Below are 15569 nucleotides of genomic sequence, written 5' to 3' on the forward strand. Positions count from 1 at the left end.
ATCTTGTATACAACAAAATAATTGTCTAAATTAATCCCCTATTAAGATACAGCAACCATTGAAAACAAACCTACTTGAACCTCATAAAGCACTAAGTCCCGCTTATAAAAAGTTTAATCCACAATTGATTGATATACAGCAATTCGCTGAGAAATTAGAAGATTGTATCACTGCTATCAATTTGGTTGATGCTAGAAATGAAAGTGAGGAACATTTAAAATCACCTATAAAAAAGTTTTTAAATTCAACATTTTATAGAGACAACGAAATCAATACCAAAGAAAGAATTGATTTAGCTGTCTACCTGGGCAATGATGCGACTTCAGAGGTGGGGATTATCATTGAAGCAAAAAAGCCTAGCAATAAGTCAGAATTTCCTACCGTAAGCAACCTCAATAGAAAAGCTCTTCAGGAAATTCTGTTGTATTATTTGCGTGAAAGAGTAGACCACAAGAATAATAATATTAAGCACTTGATTATTACCAATGGCTTTGAATGGTTCTTTTTCAAAGCACGGGATTTTTATGATTTATTCTATAGTGATAAAGCGTTGCTGAAAGAATATGCACAATTTAGAGATGGTTTAAAAGACACGGATAAGACGCTGCTTTTTTATAATGAAATTGCAGCAAAATATATTGCCAAAGTAGAAGATCAGCTTCCTTTTACCTATTTAGATTTTCGTAATAAACAGATTTCTAATCTCAAACCAAAAGAGCTTATCAATATTTACAAGCTTTTTTCAGATATTCATTTGTTAGGCAAAGGCTTTGGTAATGACAGCAATCAACTTAATAAAGCATTCTATAATGAACTTCTTCACATTATCGGCTTAGAGGAAACCAAAGAAAATGGAAAGAAGGTTATCAAAAGAAAAGTGTACAAAACTGATGATTACGGGCCATTATTAGAAAATACAATCTTCACGTTAGAGGATAAAGATTATCTGAACAAAGTGAAAAATGTTCCAACTGAAAATAAAGCTTTCAATGTTGGTCTGGAACTTTGTCTCACCTGGGTTAACAGGATTTTATTTCTTAAACTATTAGAATCTCAACTGAGAAGTTACAACGGAAACTCAAAAGAATTTAAATTTCTAAACTATGAGTTTATTAACGGTTTTGATTCGTTGAATGAATTATTCTTTTCAGCCTTGGCAAAACCGCCAAAAGAACGTCACGCGAGGTATGCCGATAAATTTAAACACATTCCTTATCTGAATAGTAGTCTTTTCGAAAAAAATACACTTGAAGAACTGACTTTTGATATTACGGCTCTTATGGATGAGAATATGGAATTGTATTCATCAACAGTTCTGAGAGATGAAAGTAATAAGAAATTAACGGGTAAGCTTAATACATTAGATTACTTTTTTAAGTTTCTGGACGCTTATGATTTCTCGGCAGACTCCGGAATTGAATCTGAGTTTCAGCTGGAAAATAAAACATTGATTAACGCATCTGTACTAGGTTTGATCTTTGAGAAGATCAATGGTTATCGGGACGGTTCTTTCTATACACCGGGACTGATTACTATGTTTATGTGTAAAGAGACTCTCAGAAAATCAGTCACTCAAAAATTTAAAGAAGAATTTGAAGCAAGTATAGAAACTTTTGAAGATGTCGTTGATTACTGTAAGCAATATTTCAAAAAGGAGTATCGCAAGAAATTTAATGAGACGGTCAATTCAATCAGAATCTGTGATCCTGCTGTAGGATCTGGTCACTTTTTGGTTTCGGCTCTGAATGAAATGATTGCCATCAAAAGCGAACTGGGAATATTAGCCGATGAAAATTTTAGTGCTTTGCCATGTTCCGTGAAAGTTGAAAATGATGAAATCTATATTTTAGATGCCAATGATGAGTTATTTTCTTACAACAGGAAAGATCCACAGAGTTTGCTCATTCAGAAGGCAATTTTTCATGAGAAGGAAACGGTTATTGAAAACTGTTTATTTGGGGTTGATATCAATCCGAACTCGGTTAACATTTGCAGACTGAGACTTTGGATAGAACTTTTAAAAAATGCCTATTACACGGATGAAGGCGAATTACAGACACTTCCTAATATTGATATCAATATCAAGAATGGGAACTCATTAATCAGCAGGTTTGCTTTAGATGACAGCTTAAAAGCGGCATTTAAAAATAAGGAAATTAATTTTTCTGTTGCCGATTACAAACAGGCTGTAAAAGACTATAAGACAACAAACTCAAAATCTAAAAAAAGAGAAGTTGAGGAAATTATCACAATTATAAAAAATAATTTCAAATCCACATTAGATAATACAATCAGAGAGAAAGTTTCCAAAGCTGTAGGCTTGTATCAGAATGAAGAACAACGACAGCAAAACTTAATAGCTTTTGGTGAAGCCATAAAGAAAACAGAGAAGGATAATCTGAAAAAGCTTAAACTCAAGGCTGAGCTTGCACAGAAAGAAAAGGAAGAGATTCTGAACAATGTTATTTACATAAATGCCTTTGAATGGAGGTTTGAATTTCCTGAGGTTTTAGATGGTGATGGAAATTTTCTGGGCTTTGATGTGATCATTGGTAATCCTCCTTATATCCAACTACAAAAAATGGGAGCGGCCAGTGATGCATTGCAAAAAATAGGATATGAAACATTTGCAAAAACCGGAGATATTTACAGCTTATTTTATGAGTTAGGAAATAATGTGCTAAAATCCAAAGGACTATTAACGTACATCACTTCCAACAAATGGATGCGTGCGGCTTATGGAGAAAGTCTAAGGAAGTTTTTTGTTGAAAAAACAAATCCGGAAATTTTGATTGATTTCGGAGGAACGCAGATTTTTGATACCGCTACCGTGGATACAAACATTCTGATGTTTTCTAAGGATAAAAATAGACAACAAACTCAAACCTGTATTGTCAAAGATAAAGTGTTAATTAATTTGAGTGATTATTTTAGACAGCATTCTACAGATTCTAAATTTACTACTTCAGAAAGCTGGGTAGTCTTAAGTAATATCGAACTAAGCATAAAGTCTAAAATAGAAGCAGTTGGCATTCCTTTAAAAGATTGGGATATTAGTATAAATTATGGTATTAAGACAGGGTTTAATGAAGCATTTATAATTGATGGCAAAAAGAGAGAGAAATTGATTGCAGAAGACCCAAAATCAGCAGAAATTATACGACCCTTATTAAGAGGACGTGATATAAAGCGATATTATTATGAATTTGCTGATTTATATGTCATTACAACATTTCCTAGCTTAAGAATAGAGATAGACCACTATCCTGCTATTAAACAACATTTTATAAGTATTGGTTATAATAGATTAAAACAAACTGGAGACATTGGAGCAAGAAAAAAGACTCATAATCAATGGTTTGAAACACAAGATAGTATAAATTATTGGGACGATTTCAATAGACAGAAAATTGTATGGATTGAACTTGCTGACAAAGGAAGATTTGCAATAGATTTCAATGAAAATTACTTAACCTTAAATGGAACATTCATTATGACTGGCAATAATTTAGAATATTTATGTTGTGTTTTAAATAATCCCGTCATTAGTTGGCTTTTTAATACGTTCTGTATAAGTTCCGGTGTAGGAACAAATCAGTGGAGAGAACTTTATATGAGAAATTTAATTATACCGAAAGTGTCAGATAATATTGAAGAGAAATTTAGTCTTCTGTATCATGAGCTTTGTAATTTAAGAAATAAAAAAGAGGATTTTTTTACATAAGCAAAACGATATAAATGATTTACTTTACAACTTTTTGAAATTGAGTGATGAAGAAATACAATTTATAAAATCTCAATAAAACCTATTTCTTTTCTTTCTAATTCTGTAAGATTATATAAATCAAAAATTAGTTCATCAATTTTTAATTCGCAATCTCTAGTAAATTCAGCATTTTCCTTTTTTAGCTGAATTTCATTAACTAAATTTTTAAATTTTTGATTTGTTTCTTCAGATACTTGGAGAACTGGTATTTTTGAAAGAAATATTTTTCTTATTTCTCTTGTTCCTCCTTGCAATTCTGGGAAATTATCAATAAAACAGTATTTAAATAATGAAGAATTTAGAAAAGCTGTAAGATATGCTAACGTTTTTCCTGTTATCATAAATGATTTGTCATTTTGCATATAACCTTTATTGTCTAAATAAAATGGTAAGAATTTTGTCATATTTGGATACATCATTTTTTCACGAGAAAAATCGTCCCAATAACCAGTTGGTTCTTGCATTAAACTCCACCACGGACGATTGAAAACTTTGGTAGTTGAATTATCTCCTAACTTTCCTTTACCTTTATAACGTTCCAAATGCCGGCAAATTGCTGAATATCTATTTGGTATATCAGTATTCACAATGTCTTTTGTAGCACAAATTAACCATTTATCGGCAAATTCAAAACTATATCTTTTAATGTCTCTGCCACGTAAAATAGGTCGATAAAGTTAGTCTATTTTACCTCCATAATTTATTTTAATGGCATTTTGTAAGAAAAAAAGGTCTTTGTTTTTTTAGTTATTTATTGTATAATTTAAAATTATAAATAATAATAATTTAAACAAATAAAAAAATGATTTACGGTTACATTAGGGTAAGTACAGACAAGCAGACAGTAGAAAACCAAAGATTTGAAATCAATCATTTCTGCCAAAGTCAGGAGACAGTCGTGAACAAATGGATTGAAGAAACGATTTCCGGAGCAAAAAGTGTTGATGACAGAAAGTTAGGCAAGCTACTAAAAAAAATGAAAAAAGGAGATGTTCTTATTTGTTCAGAGCTTTCCCGTTTAGGAAGAAACTTATTGATGATTATGGGAATTCTTAATGAATGTATGAACCGTGATATTCAGGTATGGACAATCAAGGATAATTATCGATTGGGAAGCGATATAAGCTCAAAGGTTTTGGCGTTTGCCTTTGGTTTATCAGCAGAAATTGAAAGAAATTTGATATCACAACGAACTAAAGAAGCTTTAGCCAGAAAAAGGGCGGAGGGTGTTATATTAGGTCGTCCAAAAGGAAGTAAATCTGCAAAGACAAAATTAACAGGTCAGGAAAAAAAGATACAGGATTTGTTAGACCGTAAAGTTTCTTATTCTGCAATTGGAAGGATACTCGGAGTTCATCGGTTGACTGTAAGTAGCTTTGTTAATAATCAACAGCAGTTAGTTAAGCATTGATATAGATTTGAATAAAAAGAATCTGCATCAGTTATGAGACAGATTCTTTTTATTCCATAATAACTTGATTATTATTTAGTTTTATTAAATTTTTCTTTTACTTCAATTTCTAAGTTCTTGTAAAATAATTCTTTTTCAGCAGTAAGCTTTTCTTCTAAGTTAAAAGATTCCTTAATTACATGTAGGACATAATCCAATGATTGCAATGTAAATAGGGAATTGTATTCGATTTTTAGTGACTGACAGACTTTAAATAATATTTTCCAACTTGTAGAATGCTCATATCTCTCCAATCTGCCAATAGTGGTCTTATTCGATCCGATCAAAAGGCCGAGACTCTCTTGGGATATTTTTTGTCTAAGTCTTTCAACTCTTACTATACAGCCTATCTGTAAACCTAATGCGTCAATTTCTTCATTACTATATTCTTGCATACAGTAAATTTTGAAATATTAGATAAAATTATTCGATACAAATTTGTATCGAATATGATTTTTTTTATTATATTTGCTAAATAAGTTACAGCAATGTAACTTTGCGATACTTCAAAGAAATATAGAAGCTATTGCTTAGAATCTCGAACTGAAAACTGGTAATTTAAAGTACACGAGAAGATAAGTAAAGTAGCTCACGACCTAGGCGTGAGCTCTCTTATCTGTGTACAGGTATACCAGTACCTCAGTTCGGATAATGTAGAGTCTCATGCCGTTTTATTTTCATGCTGTCCGCTTTTCTCTACATCAAACCTAAGCCGCTTCTTCAAAATACAGTATCAGACTGCACGATACAATGGGGTGTACAACCTATTGCGGCTTTACATCAAAGCTTATAAAAACACAGATTTCATTTATATTAAATGCTTTCCGGTGCCTTTGGGTCACTACTCAAAGATCTTATCATGTCCTTTTTCAGATCAAAAGGCACTCGGGAAAGTTATGTTTTGGCTCCATAAATCCTTGTGGCCAGGAACACCATTAAATCACAAAAAACAGAACCTATGAAAAAGAACAGCATAGACTTGGAATCCCGGTTTTGGTCCGGCCGGAAGAAGCATTCACCCGTACCGCTGCTGGAAGTGTTTTTCCAGTTCCATGACCTGGTAACGGCTAAGGAGCGGCTGAACCGGATTATGCAGTATGCATCACAAAAGAAAACGCGAATCCCGGAAGATCCTTCCGTGGTCTTTCATTTCCACCAGTCGCTGCGGTCGTTTCTCCGGGCAGGGTGGTGCCTCAGGAAAAAACCCGGGAAATGGACGGTTGATATACTTCCGGAGCCCGGCAGCCCGCTGGTGCAGGGTTCACTTTCAGAAGAAGAATACCGGGACGCGGCGCGGGTCTTCCGCAAAGCATTTAAGGAGTACCGCCTGGAGGAATTTGAGGAGTTCCTGTCGGACATCGTGTATTTCTCGCTTGGGAATTTTAATCACGTGCCTGAGCGTGATATCATCGGTCTGTGCCTCCATCTGGCCAAAATGCTGGATGCGGCGTGGCTGATCCTGGAAAGAAAAGATCATAAAAAGAAATTCACGCAGGCAAAGCCAGCGGTATCTGCACTTCAGTCGCCATAAATTTTTCCGTGTCACTGAAGTTACTGATTACGGAACTCATCAGCGTTTTCTTGTCATAGGAATCGGCAAAGTATGATCAGAAAAATCAGGGTCAATATAAGCCTGGCCGTAAATCATAAAAAATAAATACTTATTTGAGCTCAGTCGCCATAGAAAAAATAGCATATCATTCCAATTACAGGCAGCAGGAAATAAGAACCGGCATGGAGTAAACTTCAGATGCCGGTTTTTGTGATCTCGGCAGGACTTTATTCAAATCAATTATTCATAGGTATGGATATTTATGATAAAGGTTATCAATTACTTACAACGATTGGTTATTGATGGTCTTAGAATAAAATGGATTCATTCACTGAATGATTGCATTGCCCAAGGAAATCTGGAAATGAGCTTTAGGTACATGATATTTACCGGTCAAAACACCAACTGAAAAAAGGGGGATTTTTAAGAATGATATAAATTGCAGTGATTATTATACAGGTTTTATTTGCGAAATGCCTTAATAGTTTCGAAATTTACAGGATTAATAATTCAGTAATATTGGCATCAGATACAGTAATTCATATAATGGCAACAGCGATGTGAAAAGTGATTCTGAAATCAGCCGGTTAAAATTTTATGAAAATAATTTTACAAACGCCTGTACTGTTTTTCTGTTTTGTTTCCGGGGCAACATCGATGCTGGGCGCACAGAATAAAATTACAAAGGATACAGTAGGAGTCCAGGCAATAGATGAGATCGTTATATCCGCTTCCCGCACCTCCGAAAGCATTATGAAGTCTCCCGTTAGTATCGAGTCCGTTAACAGCCTTCATTTTAAAAACAGTGCATCACCTTCATTTTTTGATGCGCTTGAAAATGTAAAGGGCGTACAGATGCTGGTTCCCAGTTTAGGTTTTAAGATAATCAATACACGCGGTTTTGCCAATACCACCAATGTAAGGTTCACACAGCTGGTAGACGGTTTTGATAACCAGGCGCCTCATATCGGAGCCCCTATCGGTAATGCCATGGGGCCCGGCGATCTGGATATTGAACGGGTTGAGATCATTCCCGGGACTGCTTCGGCACTGTATGGCCTGAATTCCGTCAACGGCCTGGCAAACTTTATAACCAAAGACCCCTTTGTCTACCGTGGTATAACGGTACAGCAAAAAGCCGGCGTCAATCATCTCAACAGCAATGCTTCGGATGTCACGCTGTTTACCGAAAACAGCATCCGGATTGCTGAAAAACTGTCCGACCGCTTCGCTGTTAAACTGAACGGTACGTTCACCAAAGGCTCTGACTGGATTGCTGATGACAGAACGGACCTGAATCCTTCCGCCAATGCCAACCTGGGTATTGCCGGAGGCGTGGACAATCCCGCTTACGATCCTGTAAACGGCTATGGAAACGAATCTTCCAACCGCCGTACGCTCACACTTGCCGGCAGGCGCTATGTGGTGGCACGGACAGGATACAGTGAAAAAGACCTCACGGATTACAACATACAGAATATCAAGGCAGATATCAGCCTGCATTATAAGATAAGGCCCAAAACGCTTTTGACCTACACCTATCGTTTTGCTGACCTGGACAATGTCTATCAGCGGGCCAACCGATTTGTACTGAAGGATTATATCGTTCAGCAACATTCGGTTGAGCTTAAAAATGATATTTTTCAGATCAAGGCGTTTCTGACCACCGAGAATACGGGGAAATCATTTAACCTCCGGTCTGCAGCGGAGAACCTGGATCGCAGCTTCAAGTCAGACAATGTCTGGTACAATGATTATGCAGCAGCATTTAACAGCGCAACAGCAAACCCGGGCACCGGTATCGCTCAGGCTCTCAACCAGGCCCGTGCCGTGGCTGATGACGGCAGGCTGCAGCCGGGGACCGCTTTATTTAAAAGTGCGGTTGACCGGCTGGCAGATATCAATAACTGGGATGAAGGCGCGGCGCTTCGGGTAAGGGATCAATTGCTGCATGCCGAAGGCCAGCTGGATGTCAGCAATCTGCTTGGGCCTGATTTTAAAAAGAACACCGGGCTGGATCTCCTGATCGGTGCCGATTATCAATCGTACATTATTGATCCTGACGGGAACTATTTTATCAATCCGGCTCAGGGCAGATCCTTTGATACCTTTAGCTATGGCAAAACAGGCAGTTTTGTGCAGGCAGGCAAAAATATGTTTCAGGGCCTGTTGAAATTATCAGCCACCCTGCGCGCCGATAAGAATGATTATTTTGATGTTACATTTAATCCGAGAATTGCCGCCGTGGTCGCGCCTTCCAAAGAACAGAGTATCAGGATGTCGTTTCAAAGCGGATCAAGATTCCCGAGTATCTTCGAGGCATTTTCCAATGTCAACAGCGGCGGGGTAAAAAGGGTAGGCGGACTGAGAATTATGTCAAACGGCGTATTTGAGAATGCTTACCTCCGCAGTTCCATCGATGGTTTTCAGGCAGCAGTGACAAGCGATTTTAACAGCGGAACGGCACTATCCGAGGCTATTGAACAGCGGAAGTATCTTCTCGTTAAAAACACATACACTTACCTGAATCCGGAACACATCAACTCTTTTGAAGCAGGGTATAAAGGGTTTTTTCTGCAGAGAAATTTAAAGGTGGATGCCGATTTTTATTTTAATAAATATGATAACTTCATCGCACAGGTCGAAATGAATGTGCCTAATACAACGGACCCCTCTCTCATTCCAACTTATCTTAATGACAGAAGTAAGCAGAGCCGCTACAGGATGTATACCAACTCGCAGAGCAGGGTCTACAACTTCGGAGCCAGCTTGGGTCTTTCGTATCTGTTCTGGAACCATTACACCTTCAGTGGCAATGTTTCGTATGCCAGGCTGAGCCGTACCGAAAACAATGACGGCTTTGAAGATGGCTTTAACACACCCGAATGGACGGGGAATGTTTCTTTTTCCGGAGAAAACCTCTTTCAGGGTATTGGTTTCAGCGTTTCTTACAGACAGCAAAGCAGTTTTTACTGGAGGTCTTTTTTAGTGAACGGGAACGTAAAACCGTATGGAACACTGGATGCTCAGATCAGTTATGATTTAAGCCAGGCAAAAATGAGTGTAAAAATAGGCGCGACCAACCTGACTAATACATACTACAATTCTTTTTTAGGCGGTCCTTCTATCGGAGGTTTTTATTATACCGCCGTTACTTATAAATTATGATATGTATTGGATCTCAGTTGACTTTATTATCCTGGTTTTCTTTTAAAACCTTCTGATTTTGCCACCGTACGGCAGCATTTTTTGGGTTAATCTCATAGCTTTACCGTTTTTTTGAACATTGTTACAGATTATTCTTTGCTTCATGGATCTGTTTCTTTAAATCAGTAATCAGTAAGAGTCAGCTAAAACATTATTTCCTGTATTTGTAATCAGGATCAAATACTGTTTGGAGTGAGGAACCTGAATTTAAGAAATACTACCCATGGTTTTGCTTACGAAAGCTTCCTGGATGAATTATCTGTCCAAGCCGGAAAAAATCTGTTGGCTTTACGGAGAGAATATTCAGATGAACGGACACATAAGCTCATTGATAAACTGGAAGAAGTTTCCGGCTGGAAAAAACGTAAGAAGAATGAAGGATACGGTATTGCCGTTACATAAAGCCTTTAATAGTTTACCGTATTGGATACGGTTTACCGTAAAACGAAAATCCCAAAAGTTTGATGGTATAAATTATTCCGGCTGAATAATGACAAAATGAACCAGTGGAAATTCTTTTTTTATATTTTCACGAATACGCTTAATGGCTTCGGTGATCTCTTCAGTATCAAGATGGTCTTCAAAATCGATAATGAGCATCAATACTACTTCTTCGGGTGACTGGTAAGTGGAGAGTATATTTTTTGTTCTGACCACCGCAGCATCTTTTTCAGCCAGCTTCGCAATTTTCTCCCTCGTTTCGGGGGCTATTCCTTCACCCATCAGTAAGCTTCTGCTCTCTCTGGCCAGGATAAAAGAAACAAACACCAGTATCAATCCTACAATGATTGAGGCGAGGCCATCAAGTTCAGGGATCTGGAAGGTATGGCTGATTCCCATCAATACCATAACAACGATAAGGCCTGCCACCGCTGCGCCGTCTTCAAAAACAACGAGAAAGCTTGCCGGGTCCTTGCTTTTAATGATCGCATCCCACCATTTCAGTCCATTCCGGGTTTTATTGAATTCTTTTACGGCAATAAACAAAGAAGTGCTTTCGAAAATTAAGGAAAGAACCAGAACGATATAGTTCCAGAACGGGTCTTTCATCACTTCAGGTTCCAGAATATGTAAGATCCCCTGGTAAACGGATAATGCGCCACCAAGACCAAATATCAAGATAGAAACAACAAAAGACCAGAAATACAATTCCTTGCCATAACCGAAAGGATGGGATTCATCTGCCGGTTTCCTGCTCTTTTGCAATCCATACAATAATAACAGCTGGTTAGTGGTATCAACAGTGGAGTGGATCCCTTCAGAGATCATGGAAGAACTGTTCGTGAATGCCCCTGCAATAAACTTTGTCAATGCAATCAGCAGGTTGGCGGCAAGTGCGCTATAAATTGATTTACGATTATTGGCCATTTATGGAACTAAGATATCAGATAGAAAGATTATTTAACGCTTCAGCGTATACGGATCATTTTATGATTTTTTTTCAGTTTTGGTCTTCATTCCCGAAATAATACGATGCCTATGGATAAATCCCCAATCTGCTATTGTGTTCGTGAGCTGTTTGAGTGATTTTCCGTAATCCGTTATTTGATATTCCACCGCAACAGGTGCCGTATTCAGGACATGGCGCTCGATCAATTCATTGATCTCCAAATCCTTTAATTCACGGCTGAGCATTTTGCCGGAAATTCCCTTGACTTCTTTCAGCAGTTCAGAATACCGCATCGGCTTATAGCACAGACATGCGATAATCGACATTTTCCATTTACCGTTTAAAATTTCCATCGTATCACTGATTGCAAGTATTTTCTGGCTGCAATCCTTTACCAGATCAAATTCCTGTTCCATACCATTCACTTAGTTACCCGTTTGTCACTATAACTTTTTGTCACTTAGTTACAAAGATACACATTGAAGCTATAACTTTGCTTCTTTAATTTATAAATAATAAAAATGGAATTAATCAAAAACCTGAAATGGCGTTATGCCGTCAAAAAATATTCAGATAAGCAGGTGAGTGAAGATAAAATCGGTCAGATTGTCGAAGCAATCAATCTTACCGCCTCTTCTTGCGGAATACAGCCCTACCGGCTGTTTGTCATCACCAGCCCTGAAGTAAGGCAAAAGCTGGGAGAAGGATCGTTCAATGCACAGATTCATGCTTCTTCTCATTTGCTGGTCTTTGCCGGATTTAATGAAATAACCGCCGGTTATATTAGAGATTATGTTGAAATGATGGAACAGCAGCGAAATTTGGAAAGCGGAGCGTTAAATGTATTGAAGGATACGCTGATCGATTATTTCTCTGTCCAGACACCCGGACAAAATGTAATCTGGTCAGACAAACAGGCATATATTGGTCTGGGTACAGCCCTGATTGCTGCTGCAGAGCTTAAAGTGGATGCCACACCTATGGAAGGGTTTGATCCGAAACTGTTCGACGATGTTTTAGGCCTTTCTGAAAAGGGTCTTCACGCTTCTGTTATCTTATCATTAGGCTACCGGGATGAAGCCAATGATTTTCTGGCTTCCATGCCGAAAGTCCGTTTACCCGGCAATGAATTTTCCATCAGAATAGATTAGTAAGCTAACCTAAGCGCCGGAAATATTTTTTAATCTCTTTAAATCTTGAGGTTACTACAACAGCCCCGACATTTGTCGGGGCTGTTGTTTACTTCAGGGATTTTTAGCAATACAGATAAAAATAGCATTCAAATAATCAGAAAAAGTATTCCGTTGATTAATAAATATCCCGGGAACGCAGTAATCAATCCATTTTTTATTGAGCCGACAGTGTTTTACCTCTTCACTGTAAACATGTAATCACTCAAAATTAAAAATGACTTAATGACAGATTTTAAATCAAAAAGAATGACTGAGGAAATACAGGTGGCCTAAAAATTATTGTGCTCAGAATTAACCGGTTTTTTCTTATCACTTTCCGTTTTTATAATTACACTGTTTGTAAGTAATTTATATTTACCTCTTGATGGGAAGGTGTGAAATTCTGTAAAATGATTTATATTGCAGATGTTTAGTAAATGAAACTGTTGAGTAACTGCGGGGGTATCACTTTACCATTAAAATGTTCCCCCTCCGTAAATCCCGAAAATTAATTCAGACTATGAAAAAGACTTTTCTTCCATTGCTCGTTTTTCCAATACTGCTCGTTTCATGCACGATGCAGAATAAAAGTAATAAGGGAAATACCCCGGAATCCTTCATGCCGATGCAGATCGGAAATTACTGGAAAGTTGATGCTCAAAACTACACAGAAATAAAGGATACGCTAAGGATCGACGGAAATTTATACTATCAGTTTTATTCTCTTGTCGGCGGTGATGCCGTTTCCAAAGTGTTTCTCCGGATTGATGAGAATAAGCAGTTGGTTGAATCCTGGCCTTCTTCCGGAGGTAAGGAATATGTCCGTGCCCGGTTTGGCGGTAAGCTCAATGAAAGCTTTTTTACGCTTAATGATAAGTCAGCCAATGATTATAAGGTCACAATCGTTGAAAAATCTGACCGGAAAATGACTTTTTCTTTTGATATGATTTACCATGATAATTTGAAAGGGCAACCGCATCTGGAAACGTATATCAAAGGACAGGGATTTGACGGAAACTGGAATGAGATCAAAATAGCTGGCAAACTTATTAAATAAGAATCGCAAATTATACGACACAGACAATCTGGCATTCGGCGAATTTTGATGAAAAGGAAATCTTGAAACGCTTAAGAATTGCTTGCCAAAACGTACGGCAGCGGAACAAAAAATTCCAATACAGATAACGGTCTCTACTGGAACGCTGAGAATGAAAAGAGGTATGTTTTCTTCGCGCCTGATTATGACAGACTGATTGATATAAACAGCAAAAACCTCTCTGAAACCTGCTATTGGGATCTTCAAAACGGAATGGTCAGCATCGGTGTGGAAAAATGTGATTCCGACAGATATTTTAAGGAAATGGGCGTAAAAGTTACGGAATGACCAGTTCCCTAATATATTGTTTGTATTCAGTTTATCATGTAAATCAGTTTCAAATGAAAATGAGAAATCCTTCTTTTGTTTTTAAATCTGACAGGATTTATTATATTCTGTTTGCTTTTTCGCTCAGCTGTTTTCTGAACTGTAACGGAGATCATGGCAAAAGCCGTAAAAACAGATCTGTCATTCCGCAGGCTCAGAAAATGAAAGCTAATCAGGCTGAGGTATTCCTGGCCTACATAGATTGTGTATTGAAACTCCCTGGTACAAAATTCAATGAGGCCGGAATTCGATCCTTAAATAAAAGATTTTCAAGTAAACTGCCTTTAGTGATACACGACCCAACGAAGGAAGATAATGGAAAAAACATCATCATACAGTATTATAAGAGTGAAGAAGTACAGAGTACAACGGGTTCGGAATTTATTTTCCTGATTCCTGAAACGATTACGGATTCTTTGGTTGTTGCCGATTTTACAGACCGTTTCGGGAGCATTAAGAATGAAAAACCGCTTATAGGTATTACGGCGCAGCCTCTGCCGGTACACATACAAGTTTCCTCAGACAGGGCAATGAAATTAACTTTTAAAAATAATGAAAACCGGAACCAGGCAGGCGTTACAACGGTTGAGGTCTTAGATTACAGGTAATTGGTCATAACGGGTAGAGTAGGGGATTCAGCCAAAATACCAGAGAAAGATAATTAAATACAAAAACTGGAAATCAATGATCGGTAGTTTTGATTGTCTGCTTGAATGGATTTCACTTTTCTGAATGTTATTTTCAGTTTAACATCATTTTCTTCAAAGCAGACATTATTTTTCTGTAAAAAATTGTAAAGTATTCGTCTGTGACTTCAAAGCATCTATCTAAAAGTCAGAAGTGAATAGTATTACAGATTTTAATATACATTTTTATCAGAAAATTTGAAATCCTGTAATTTCGGCAAGGGTCTGATTAATTTTGTTTTTTTTCTTTTACTTAACGGTTTTTCTGCACCTGACATTTCATCGGTTTCAGTGATAATGCCCTTAATCAGATCAAAATTCATTTCGGTGAAAATCGTATTTTCGTCAGTATATCCTTTGGTTGCATTATTGGTTAACTTTTTTACATGGATCAATTCAAAATTCCCATTTTGATATTTAAAACCGTATGTAATATTGCCGCTTTTAATTTCACTCCACATTGACAAAATTCCTTTTTCAATAAAAAAACTGGGGATTTGGTACCCATTATGTTTTCCATTGTTTTCTGCAGGATACTGAGGTTCAATTATTTTATCTGAAGATACTGCTAAATTCATTTTTCCATGAGGTTGAGACAGGAAAATGTCTACCCTAAGTGGCCTTGTCTCGTTTATTGTATCCATTTTTACCGTGATCTTGTCTGTCTTGCCATCATTGTTCAAATCCCCCTTTTCTTCTCTCACCTGATTGTCGTAGTGGCCTTTACCTTTAATATTTTGAGCAGATAAATTGATCTGGAATGAAATGAAAATGAGAACGAAGTGCCGATTGATGTTTTTTATAATTTTGAGCTTTGTCATTTTCAATCCGTTTAAACCAAGCTGATGCATGGATCAGCATCGGATGTTAATTTTGTTTTTTTATTCGTGGGGAAAATACGGGTTTAATAAAGACAGATTTCA

14 protein-coding genes are annotated in these 15569 nt (G+C 37.2%); 9 read left to right on the forward strand and 5 right to left on the reverse strand.

Annotation, left to right across the window (positions count from 1 at the left end):
• Positions 1 to 58 precede the first annotated feature (58 nt).
• Positions 59 to 3724 (forward strand): Eco57I restriction-modification methylase domain-containing protein, encoded by a 3666-nt coding sequence (locus tag SD427_RS07300; protein WP_320560618.1) that lies wholly within the window; start codon positions 59 to 61, stop codon positions 3722 to 3724.
• 62 nt (positions 3725 to 3786) lie between these two features.
• Here SD427_RS07300 and SD427_RS07305 read toward each other — a convergent pair whose 3' ends face one another.
• The gene (locus SD427_RS07305) at positions 3787 to 4431 is read right to left on the reverse strand and encodes a TaqI-like C-terminal specificity domain-containing protein (RefSeq protein WP_320561030.1); all 645 of its coding nucleotides are present in this window, start codon (positions 4429 to 4431) and stop codon (positions 3787 to 3789) included.
• Positions 4432 to 4568: 137 nt separating this feature from the next.
• Between SD427_RS07305 and SD427_RS07310 the strand changes: the two genes are divergently transcribed.
• A complete protein-coding gene (locus tag SD427_RS07310) occupies positions 4569 to 5177 on the forward strand; it encodes a master DNA invertase Mpi family serine-type recombinase (RefSeq protein WP_320560619.1) in 609 nt (202 codons plus the stop codon).
• A gap of 71 nt (positions 5178 to 5248) precedes the next feature.
• Here SD427_RS07310 and SD427_RS07315 read toward each other — a convergent pair whose 3' ends face one another.
• The gene (locus tag SD427_RS07315; protein ID WP_320560620.1) at positions 5249 to 5611 is read right to left on the reverse strand and encodes a helix-turn-helix transcriptional regulator; all 363 of its coding nucleotides are present in this window, start codon (positions 5609 to 5611) and stop codon (positions 5249 to 5251) included.
• Between the two features lie 563 nt (positions 5612 to 6174).
• On the opposite strand from SD427_RS07315, the gene SD427_RS07320 reads away from it, so the two are divergent.
• The 3 genes from SD427_RS07320 to SD427_RS07330 all read left to right on the forward strand — a co-directional run bounded on the left by SD427_RS07320 (position 6175) and on the right by SD427_RS07330 (position 10377).
• On the forward strand, positions 6175 to 6747 hold the full coding sequence (locus SD427_RS07320) for a hypothetical protein (protein ID WP_320560621.1): 573 nt from the start codon (positions 6175 to 6177) through the stop codon (positions 6745 to 6747).
• Positions 6748 to 7365: 618 nt separating this feature from the next.
• Positions 7366 to 9936 (forward strand): TonB-dependent receptor, encoded by a 2571-nt coding sequence (locus SD427_RS07325; RefSeq protein ID WP_320560622.1) that lies wholly within the window; start codon positions 7366 to 7368, stop codon positions 9934 to 9936.
• Positions 9937 to 10167: 231 nt separating this feature from the next.
• Positions 10168 to 10377 carry a hypothetical protein gene (locus SD427_RS07330; protein WP_320560623.1) on the forward strand — a complete coding sequence of 70 codons (210 nt, stop codon included), beginning with the start codon at positions 10168 to 10170 and terminating at the stop codon, positions 10375 to 10377.
• A gap of 72 nt (positions 10378 to 10449) precedes the next feature.
• Here the strand turns inward: SD427_RS07330 and SD427_RS07335 are convergent, their stop codons facing one another.
• Entirely contained in the window at positions 10450 to 11343 is an 894-nt protein-coding gene (locus SD427_RS07335) for a cation diffusion facilitator family transporter (RefSeq protein WP_320560624.1), read from the reverse strand.
• 60 nt (positions 11344 to 11403) lie between these two features.
• A complete protein-coding gene (locus SD427_RS07340; RefSeq protein ID WP_320560625.1) occupies positions 11404 to 11781 on the reverse strand; it encodes a helix-turn-helix domain-containing protein in 378 nt (125 codons plus the stop codon).
• 105 nt (positions 11782 to 11886) lie between these two features.
• On the opposite strand from SD427_RS07340, the gene SD427_RS07345 reads away from it, so the two are divergent.
• The 4 genes from SD427_RS07345 to SD427_RS07360 all read left to right on the forward strand — a co-directional run bounded on the left by SD427_RS07345 (position 11887) and on the right by SD427_RS07360 (position 14568).
• Positions 11887 to 12516, forward strand: coding sequence for a nitroreductase family protein (locus SD427_RS07345; RefSeq protein ID WP_320560626.1), 630 nt, complete (start codon positions 11887 to 11889; stop codon positions 12514 to 12516).
• A 541-nt stretch (positions 12517 to 13057) separates the two neighbouring features.
• Positions 13058 to 13594, forward strand: coding sequence for a hypothetical protein (locus SD427_RS07350; RefSeq protein ID WP_320560627.1), 537 nt, complete (start codon positions 13058 to 13060; stop codon positions 13592 to 13594).
• Between the two features lie 78 nt (positions 13595 to 13672).
• Positions 13673 to 13921, forward strand: coding sequence for a hypothetical protein (locus SD427_RS07355; RefSeq protein WP_320560628.1), 249 nt, complete (start codon positions 13673 to 13675; stop codon positions 13919 to 13921).
• Positions 13922 to 13974: 53 nt separating this feature from the next.
• Positions 13975 to 14568: a hypothetical protein gene (locus SD427_RS07360; protein WP_320560629.1), complete on the forward strand. Its 594-nt coding sequence runs from the start codon at positions 13975 to 13977 to the stop codon at positions 14566 to 14568.
• 251 nt (positions 14569 to 14819) lie between these two features.
• On the opposite strand, the gene SD427_RS07365 is transcribed toward SD427_RS07360, so the two are convergent.
• A complete protein-coding gene (locus SD427_RS07365) occupies positions 14820 to 15473 on the reverse strand; it encodes a hypothetical protein (RefSeq protein ID WP_320560630.1) in 654 nt (217 codons plus the stop codon).
• Between the last annotated feature and the right edge of the window lie 96 nt (positions 15474 to 15569).

It is taken from the genome of Chryseobacterium sp. JJR-5R, assembly GCF_034047335.1.
Taxonomy (GTDB): domain Bacteria; phylum Bacteroidota; class Bacteroidia; order Flavobacteriales; family Weeksellaceae; genus Chryseobacterium.

Bases quoted from the DNA above. Each gene is read 5' to 3' on its own strand.
- SD427_RS07310 (WP_320560619.1), top strand. From the start codon at position 4,569: ATGATTTACGGTTACATTAGGGTAAGTACAGACAAGCAGACAGTAGAA.
- SD427_RS07315 (WP_320560620.1), bottom strand. From the start codon at position 5,611: ATGCAAGAATATAGTAATGAAGAAATTGACGCATTAGGTTTACAGATA.
- SD427_RS07320 (WP_320560621.1), top strand. From the start codon at position 6,175: ATGAAAAAGAACAGCATAGACTTGGAATCCCGGTTTTGGTCCGGCCGG.
- SD427_RS07325 (WP_320560622.1), top strand. From the start codon at position 7,366: ATGAAAATAATTTTACAAACGCCTGTACTGTTTTTCTGTTTTGTTTCC.
- SD427_RS07335 (WP_320560624.1), bottom strand. From the start codon at position 11,343: ATGGCCAATAATCGTAAATCAATTTATAGCGCACTTGCCGCCAACCTG.
- SD427_RS07340 (WP_320560625.1), bottom strand. From the start codon at position 11,781: ATGGAACAGGAATTTGATCTGGTAAAGGATTGCAGCCAGAAAATACTT.
- SD427_RS07345 (WP_320560626.1), top strand. From the start codon at position 11,887: ATGGAATTAATCAAAAACCTGAAATGGCGTTATGCCGTCAAAAAATAT.
- SD427_RS07350 (WP_320560627.1), top strand. From the start codon at position 13,058: ATGAAAAAGACTTTTCTTCCATTGCTCGTTTTTCCAATACTGCTCGTT.
- SD427_RS07360 (WP_320560629.1), top strand. From the start codon at position 13,975: ATGAAAATGAGAAATCCTTCTTTTGTTTTTAAATCTGACAGGATTTAT.